Source organism: Pseudomonadota bacterium, assembly GCA_010028905.1.
Classification (GTDB): domain Bacteria; phylum Vulcanimicrobiota; class Xenobia; order RGZZ01; family RGZZ01; genus RGZZ01.
In genome coordinates, this window is sequence record RGZZ01000229.1 from 1 (window position 1) to 7920 (window position 7920).

Sequence of the window (7920 nt, forward strand, 5' to 3'; positions counted from 1 at the left end):
GCTGTACAGCGCTCCCCCGATCTCCAACATCCGCCCCCCCAGTGGCCCTCAGGCGGCTCCCCCGGGTCCTCGTCCGGTTGCTCCACCCCCTGGCGGCCCGGTTGCCGCGCGACCGAGCGGTGGCCCGATTGCGCCCCCCTCCGGTGCGCCCAGCGGACGGCCAGCCCCCGGCTCGCAGCCGGGTGGTCCTCCAGGAGACCCCCGCGCCATGGCCCCGCCGGTCAGCACCGGACCCGCAGGCACGTCGAAGGGATACGGAGAGATCAAGGTCCTCTCGGCGGACGAGCACAAGATCTCGTTTGCCCACGAAGGCGTACCCGACCTCAAGCTCGCCGCGGGAACCACGAGCTTCAAGCTCTCTCCGAGCGTGAAGCTCGAGGGCATCTCCGTGGGCACCTCCTGCGATTTCTACGTCGACAAGTCGTCCGGTGAGATGGTTGTCGTGGCCTTCGGCTTCGGCCCTGCTGGCAGCGAGCCCGCGCCGGGCGGACCGCCTCCTCCCTCCGGTATTCCGCAGGGCGGTGGTGGCCCAGGTCCCGCCGCCTCTGGCGCGCCCGCGCCGCCTCCTCCCTCTGGAGGACCGCAAGCGGGAGCCCCTCCCCCGTCTGGTGGCCCCCGCCTCAACCCGCCTCCTCCCGGAGGATCCGCTGCTGGCGCCCCGCCACCGGCAGGGAAGCCTCAGCCCGGTGCCCCTCCTCCGTCAGGCGCACCGCAGCCGAAGCAACCGTGAGCCCCGCATCGCGGATGTCGAACCGACATCCGCGATTCTGTCTGCGGCGCATCCTTGACGGGATGGCCGGAGGCCTGTGTTTCTGGTAGACTCGAAGCGTATCGTGTCATCCTCCAACCCGCGCAGCTCTCCTCGACGCCTCCCCTTGCGATGGGCTTTGCTTCTATTGCTGGGCAACCTTGCCGTGCTCGCCCTCATCAGCGTGGCCCGCGTGCCTGGAACGTCCGCGGGCGCCATGGTCGTGCAGAGCCCGCCTGCGCAGAGCGCCGCGCCATCGCCCTCGTCCAACGCTACCCCGCAGATCACCATGGGCTGCAAGGCGCTCGAGCCAGATCCTCCGTTCGTGAAGGCGCTCGACGCCCTGGCCGAATATGCCCGCGAGGAACGCGCCGATTCCACTGCCCAGCTGCGCATGGTCGCGGGTGAGCTGGACCCGTCGATGAACCACAAGGAGCGCATGCAGGCGCTTCTGACCGAGGCTCGGCGTCAGCTCGACGTGGTGGTGAGCCGCTCGAACAAGGGCCTGCGCCAACCGGGCGCGCGCAGGCTTGTCAACGCCTACTGCCTGCGCAAGCTGAACCCCGGATCAGCCCCGTCGGGAAAGCCCCCCGCGGGCGTCGTTCGTGACGACCAGACCCTCGGTACCCTCGAAGAGATCGGCTACGCCTATGTGCTGGGTCCCGGCACCGACCCGACGCGCTTCCTGGGCTACTGCAAGGAGTGCTATGCGGGCGACCCGCAGCGCGACGAGGTCTACAAGCAGCTGCTGAAGGGCTTCCTGGGCCAGCGCCGCTGCGAGAGCCTCGCCAGCAGCGTGTCGCGCCTGTGTCCGCCGCTGCGTGGCAAGAACGCCGCCGACGTGGGGTGCGGACTGGGGCCCCTGCTGCCCTACCTGCTCGAGCAGACAGGGCCGACAGGGCAGGTCTGGGGAGAAGACATCGATGCAACCCTGCTCGACTTCATCCGCTACGCAGCGACACACGGCATGCCTGCTCTGCAGCGCGCCCACCTGCAGCTGGGGCAGCACGAAGACGTCATGCTCGAGGCCGGCGCAATGGACGCGGTGTTCCTCGTGCAAACCCTCCACTGCGTCGAGAACGACCTCAACGAAGACGAGCGCATCACCGGCCTGACGGTGAAGTGGCTGCGCTCGATACGACGTGCGATGCGACCGAACGCGGTGCTCATCATCGTCGAGGATGGTCGGCACATCACCCCCAGGTTCGCCCGAAAGCTCCTCACGCAGGCCGGTTTCGTGGAAGACGCGAACATCATGAGCGCCGAGACCGGCGAGATCGGTGAAGGTTCGACAACAGGATTCATCCTCCGGGAGCGCGTTGCGCACAAAGGAGGAAGATGACCCCCACATCCAGGCGTCAGCCACCGGAGGCCACATGAGAACCACCCCAACCCTCACGCTCATCGTGTTGAACGCACTCGCCGCCGGCGCGCTGCTGCACGGCCGCGGAGCGCCTCCCCCTGCGACGGCCGTTCCCCCCGTCGCGTCGAGCGCGGCGCCTTCCCTCCCGCCGAGAGCAGCGGGCATTCCGCCCCCCCCGTCGAGCGCTCGACCGAACACCGCCACGGTGGGGTCGACCGCGTACGTCGACGCCGACGTGCAGCGGTATGCGCTGACGGCCGCAGAGACCAACTTCACACGCGTGGGCTGGCAGATCGGCCTTGACCACGCCCAGAAGGTTGCCCAGGAGAAGAAACGCCCGCTGTTCATCTTCTCGATGCACGGCACGTTCGACAGTCGCTGTTGACCCGCTGGATCAGCATACAGGGCCGTGATGCTCTGTGATGACAAGGTGCAGGACAAGCTCAACCGCTACTTCGTCCCGGCCTACGTGCCAGCCGAGGAGCTCTACCCCTACGTGCGCGCCAGGACGGGAGAGGATCCCACGCTTCGGTATCTCATCGCCACCTATGTCATCCACCCCATGACCGGTGAGATCATCGATGTGCTGCCCCGCTCAGGCGACAGCCCCGCCGTGAGCGCAGAGGCCGTGGCAGCGCGACTCGACGAGATCATTGCCCAGCTGGGGCTCAAGCCCGGAGAGCCCTTTCCCGCGTACACCCACGTCGCTCAGAGAAAAGACGGCCTGCATCTGCAGGTCGTCACGCGCCACGACACCGTGCCACCCAGACCGTTCATGATCGACTGGATCGACCTCTCTCCCGAAGAAACAGACAGCCTTCTGCCTCCCAAGGGGTCGCTGGCCGACTACAAGGTGCCACGCGCGGTCACCCGCAGTCTGCTGCTGCACTTCAGGCCGTCCCCCGAGGTTCGCGATCGCGCTGACACACGTTCGAAGGACGACCAGGGCAGCTTCCTCCTGTGGGACCTCGATTCCGACGCCATTCACCGACTTGGTGAAGCCTGGCTCGATGCCCGCCCCACGGCCGATGCGCAGACAGGCCTCGTCACGGTAACCCTTGAAGGTGGATTCACCATCACCCCGTCGGCCGACAGAGCGCCCGTCGGACAGGGGCCCTGGAAGTCCGGAGTCACGGCGTCGTCGAAGGTGTACGGCTACCTGAGATACGACCCCGCGAACCGCACCATCAAGGAGATTCGGTTCACAACCCTCGACGGCATGTGCCTCGACGCCCGTGGCAACCAGTATGCGTTCCATGACGTGGCGCACATGACGTCGACACGATGGCCCTGAGATCGGAAAGGGCAGCCCTGTGAGCGGAACGAGAAGAGCCATCATCGGTCTGCTGATTCTCGCCAATGCCCTCATCATGGCGCTCATCAGCAGACATCCGACCGCGGCGCCGGCCGTCACGCAGCGAGCCGCAGGCCATCAAAAGAACATCCTGCTCATCACGGTGGCCTGCCTGCCCCCCAGCCTTGTCGGCTGCTACGCGCCAGGCTCCCAGGGTTCGTCGCTCACCCCCCACATCGACACCCTTGCGCGCGAGGGCGTGCGCTACGCCGACGTCTGCGCACAGACCGACTTCACCACGGGCAGCTCGCTCTGCCTGCTCTACTCGCGCTACTACTTCGAGGTCATGCGCCCCGATCAGCGCGCCCTGTCGATGCCAGAGTACTTCCACAAGCAAGGCTATCGAACCGCGGGCTTCGTCTCCACGATACACCACACAGAATCGCGATTCGAGAACGCCTTCGAGACCTACCGGATGCCCATGCTCAGCAAAGGCGAGGAGCGATTCAAGGCCGCCGACATCACGCAATGGGCCGTCTCCTGGCTCGAATCCGGCTCCCGCGAGCAGCCCTGGTTCCTGTGGACCGACTACTGGGACCTGCACGGCCCCTTCGCCCCTGGGGAGAGCGTCACGCAGACGTTGCGTGAGGTCGACCGCAACATCGGGCGCACCATCGAGGCGCTCTCCCGCCTGAACATGCGCGATGACACCCTCATCGTCTTTGCGTCGCAGCACGGCCTCGGAACCGCAGAGCGAGGCGTGGGCGCGCACGGCCCCTACGAGGCCGTGATCTCGGTGCCCATGATCATGTGGCGCCCCGGCCTGCTCGAACAGGGCGTGACCGTGAAGGAGCCGGCCATGCTGGTCGACATCTTCCCCACCGTGCTGGCGGCCCTGAAGCTGCCTGCGGTTCCCTGCTCGGGAATCAATCTGCTCGGCCCCCGCGCATCAGATCGCGTCGTGTACGCACAGACCGACCAGCTGGAAGCCGCAGTGGCCCGTCAGAACGGCTTGAAGCTGATCGAGTATCTCAAGGACTTCAAAGTGCCTCACGACCTGGGCGGGGGAAAGGTCTCCTGGACCGTCGTGCGACCTCGGGGAACAAAGGAGCTCTACGACGTCGCATCCGACCCTGGTGAGCGGCACGACCTGATGCAAACACGTCAGCGCGACGCGGCCCGTCTCCAGGGGCTGCTCCACGCCTGGCAGGGCGATCTCGCCAACACGAACGTCAATCACGGGTACAGCCCCGAGCTGAAGCAAGCGCTGCAGAAATACGGCTATTTCTGATGCGCCACCGCGGCTGGCTCGTGCTGGCGGGCCTGAACCTCGTGGCCTTCGCCGCCATTGCGCTCCTCAGCCGCCCACGCGCACCGCACCGTCTTCCCAACGTGGTGATATTCTCGATCTGCTCGCTGCGCGCAGATCGACTCGCCAGCCTTGGCGGAACCTCGAGCCTTACGCCCGCCATCGATGCCCTGGCACGACGTGGCGTGGTGTTCGAGCACGCCTACACCCAAGGCTCATCGTCGCGCCCCAGTCACCAGACCCTGTTCACCGGACGCTATCCGCGCATCCCCCCGGGCGCCACCCATCGACAGGTCCCCGAGGGAGAGACCACGCTCGCCGAGGTCCTGCGGGCGCACGGCTACGCCAACGCGGGCTTCACCGGAGGCGGCGACGTCGCCGCGGTATGGGGATTCTCACGCGGATTCGACGTCTACTCCGATGACGGGGGCTCGCAGAAGCTCCTCGATTGCGTCACCCACGGGCTGACCTGGCTCGATGGCACCTGGCGGCGAGAGCAGCCCTTCATGCTCTTCATGGAAGCCTCCGACGTTCACCCCGGCCCGCCGCAGATCGCCCTCTGTCCCGACGCGGCCTCGTTGGATGCAGACGCGCAGCTCGTTCATCGGGTGCTGGGAACGCCGCCGCAAGGCGCCCTCGACATCTACCAGGGAAACTACTACCAGCGTCCCGTCACGGGGAAGCGGTCGTTCACCGAACAGATCAACGAGCTCGAGCGCCATCCGGAGCGACACGCCCCCCAGCGCCTCACCGAAGGCATGAAGCGGCACTTCATCGCGCACTACGACGCGGGTGTCCGAAAAGCAGACGACGCCTTTGGAACCCTGATGGCAGGCCTCGCTTCAAGAGGCCTGCAAGACGAGACGCTGGTGATCGTCATCGGCGATCACGGCTGGGATCTGTTCGAGAAGGGCTTCTTCCGGAACACCGTGCACTGCTACGATGGCATCGGACGCGTGCCCCTGGTCATGGCCGGGCCCACGCTGCCTCGAGGTCGCCGCGTCACGGGGGTGGCGGGCCTCATCGACGTGGCCCCCACCGTGCTCGACTACCTGGGCATCGCGCCCGAGAAAGACCACGAGGGGCACTCGCTCCTGGCCGCCATGCGAGAGGCGGGGGGCGGGACGAGCACACCCGCCCCCGACGCCCTTCCGCGGTATGTCGTGTCGTACAGCGACACGCGGGTGCACCTGCGAATGGGCGGGTGGGAACTGGTGATGTTCACCGATGAGAAGAGGGTCGAGCTGTACGACCAGAAGAGCGATCCGGACGAGCTTCGCGATCTCAGCCGTGTGCCCGCGCGCGCGCAAGCACTGAAGAGCATGCTCGCGTTCTTTGACCAGGAGCAGGTCAACCACGCGCTCCCCAATCCGGTGAACGACGTCATGCACCTGACCGACAGTCCGCAGGTCCAGCGATCAGTGCCCGAAGACGTTCGCACGTTCATGCGCCAGTACGGATACTGGTAGCGCGACCGAGCGACTCACGATCTGCCCGCCGCACCCCTCCCAGGCAACCTGTGGAACGGCGGCAGGCGCGTGACCCCGTCACCGAGGCTGCTCTTTGGGCACCGCTCGCAGCAGGAAGCCCACGACACGAGGTCCGGGGCACCCATCATACGCCGGCATCTCGAACTCCACCCGAAATCCTGTTGCCTCGAGATGTCGGAGCACGAAGTCCTTGTCGATGTGGCGACCGTCTTCCAGAATCACAAGACATCCCCCTCGACGCAGCGCCTCACGAATCGAGCCGAACCAGACCGTGGCATTGCGGTTCGTGCCTTGTCCCCCCTGATACGCGTGCAGCCCCTGCACGCACAGCACCACGTCGCAGCTCCTCGGCGCGAGGCGCACGTCGAGCGGTGTGCCGAGCTGACGCCGAACCGCCGACAGCTCCGGAAGGCCATGGGTCTGCGCGTATTCGAGAAAGGCCAGGAGCGACGGCTCCTGCTCCTCGGCCCACACCGTACCCGAGCGACCCACCCGTTGCAGCACCCACGGCAGCTCTTCGCCCAGGCTGCAGCGCACCACGGCCACGGTCTTCCCCTCGAGGGGAGGCATGCCGTGGGTGAGGTGCGACTGAAGAACCTCCAGACGCTTGTCTGCGAAGAATCCCTTGGTGAATGCGTGAAAGATCGGATCGCCTTCCGGCTCTCTCGTGTAGCACTGCAGGCTGTAGTCAAGGAACCTGGAGGGGTCTGCCTCGGGTCCGAAGGCATATCGGAAGACGACCCGCTCGAGCTTGCCCAGCGGCAGGGTGCGCGAGCGCTGTGCCTCGCACCAGGCGCGAACCAGGCGACGCGTCTCGGGGTTGCGATCACGCGTTGGTGGCGAAGTGTCAGCCTGGTCGAGCTTCTGCAGGGCATTGCGCAGGAGGGCTTCGCGACGGCTCTCCGCCGTTGCGTCCGGATGCTCTCCCGCAGCCAGCCGAAGCGCGCCCGAAGCACTTCGTCGGTCTTCACGCTCGGCTTCGAGCAACATGCGAAGCGCGTCGCAGAAGTCCGGATCCGGCTCGAGCGGGGCCCCCCCGTGATACGACGCGGGTGACCAGTCTGCCGCCCGCGCGGCAGCGGAGACCGAGGGCAGAGGCGTGGCATGAGAAGTCGCCGCTCGCTGCGGGCGCCCGATGAGAAGACAGGCAAGGCCGAGGGCGGAAGCGATGCAGAGGAGCACGGTCATGCCCCTGAGGCTCGTCATGCGGGCCTGTTCGAGCGCTCGAAGAGGGTACCCTTCTCTCAGGAAGCCTCGTCGGGTCAACGCACGCTCCTGAAGGAGTCCCCTCGATGAGATACGAAGGCTCGGCGCGGACCGAGTGTGGCAACCGTCCCTTCGGCCCCCCCACGAGAGCACACAAGAAGGAAGGCATCGCATGCAGCGCAAGCGTGACATCGCACTGACCATCGCCATCTTCTCCGGCGCATTCATCATGGGGTGCACCCCGAATGCAGGCCCCCAGACCGCTCCGACGACAGGCGTTCAGATCACGAAGGGCCCCGCAAGCTCGCCCGGCGCGTCTGAGAGCCCCAAGGCCATCGGGGGAAGCCCGGCTCCTGCACTGAGCCCTGCGCCCCTCGCCAGCACGCGACCCGATGCCGGCCCCCCCCCTTCACCGCAGGCCTCAGGGCAGTCGAGTGCAGGAAATCCCTACGCGTCGCCGCCTGCGGGTGCCATTCTCGTCAACGGGGGTGAGGTGAAGAGCATGTCCGC

General features: G+C 66.7%; 8 protein-coding genes. 7 read left to right on the top strand and 1 reads right to left on the bottom strand.

The annotated features are described in order from the left end of the window. Positions 1 to 208 precede the first annotated feature (208 nt). From EB084_15075 to EB084_15100, 6 genes are all read left to right on the top strand, one after another. On the top strand, positions 209 to 730 hold the full coding sequence (locus tag EB084_15075) for a hypothetical protein (protein NDD29578.1): 522 nt from the start codon (positions 209 to 211) through the stop codon (positions 728 to 730). A 166-nt stretch (positions 731 to 896) separates the two neighbouring features. Beyond that, positions 897 to 2090: a methyltransferase domain-containing protein gene (locus EB084_15080; protein NDD29579.1), complete on the top strand. Its 1194-nt coding sequence runs from the start codon at positions 897 to 899 to the stop codon at positions 2088 to 2090. Positions 2091 to 2124: 34 nt separating this feature from the next. Then, positions 2125 to 2496, top strand: coding sequence for a hypothetical protein (locus tag EB084_15085; protein ID NDD29580.1), 372 nt, complete (start codon positions 2125 to 2127; stop codon positions 2494 to 2496). Positions 2497 to 2523: 27 nt separating this feature from the next. Continuing rightward, positions 2524 to 3405 carry a hypothetical protein gene (locus tag EB084_15090; GenBank protein ID NDD29581.1) on the top strand — a complete coding sequence of 294 codons (882 nt, stop codon included), beginning with the start codon at positions 2524 to 2526 and terminating at the stop codon, positions 3403 to 3405. 19 nt (positions 3406 to 3424) lie between these two features. Further along, positions 3425 to 4696: a hypothetical protein gene (locus tag EB084_15095; protein ID NDD29582.1), complete on the top strand. Its 1272-nt coding sequence runs from the start codon at positions 3425 to 3427 to the stop codon at positions 4694 to 4696. Then, on the top strand, positions 4696 to 6183 hold the full coding sequence (locus EB084_15100; protein NDD29583.1) for a hypothetical protein: 1488 nt from the start codon (positions 4696 to 4698) through the stop codon (positions 6181 to 6183). Before EB084_15095 ends, EB084_15100 begins: the two co-directional genes overlap by 1 nt. Positions 6184 to 6261: 78 nt before the next feature. Here the strand turns inward: EB084_15100 and EB084_15105 are convergent, their stop codons facing one another. Next, positions 6262 to 7410 (bottom strand): hypothetical protein, encoded by a 1149-nt coding sequence (locus tag EB084_15105; GenBank protein ID NDD29584.1) that lies wholly within the window; start codon positions 7408 to 7410, stop codon positions 6262 to 6264. A gap of 172 nt (positions 7411 to 7582) precedes the next feature. On the opposite strand from EB084_15105, the gene EB084_15110 reads away from it, so the two are divergent. Further along, the coding region (locus EB084_15110) for a hypothetical protein (GenBank protein ID NDD29585.1) at positions 7583 to 7920 on the top strand (338 nt) is incomplete at its 3' end.

Excerpts from the sequence above, each read along its gene's own strand:
- EB084_15090 (NDD29581.1), top strand. The coding sequence starts at position 2,524 with ATGCTCTGTGATGACAAGGTGCAGGACAAGCTCAACCGCTACTTCGTC.
- EB084_15075 (NDD29578.1), top strand. The coding sequence starts at position 209 with ATGGCCCCGCCGGTCAGCACCGGACCCGCAGGCACGTCGAAGGGATAC.
- EB084_15100 (NDD29583.1), top strand. The coding sequence starts at position 4,696 with ATGCGCCACCGCGGCTGGCTCGTGCTGGCGGGCCTGAACCTCGTGGCC.
- EB084_15105 (NDD29584.1), bottom strand. The coding sequence starts at position 7,410 with ATGACGAGCCTCAGGGGCATGACCGTGCTCCTCTGCATCGCTTCCGCC.
- EB084_15085 (NDD29580.1), top strand. The coding sequence starts at position 2,125 with ATGAGAACCACCCCAACCCTCACGCTCATCGTGTTGAACGCACTCGCC.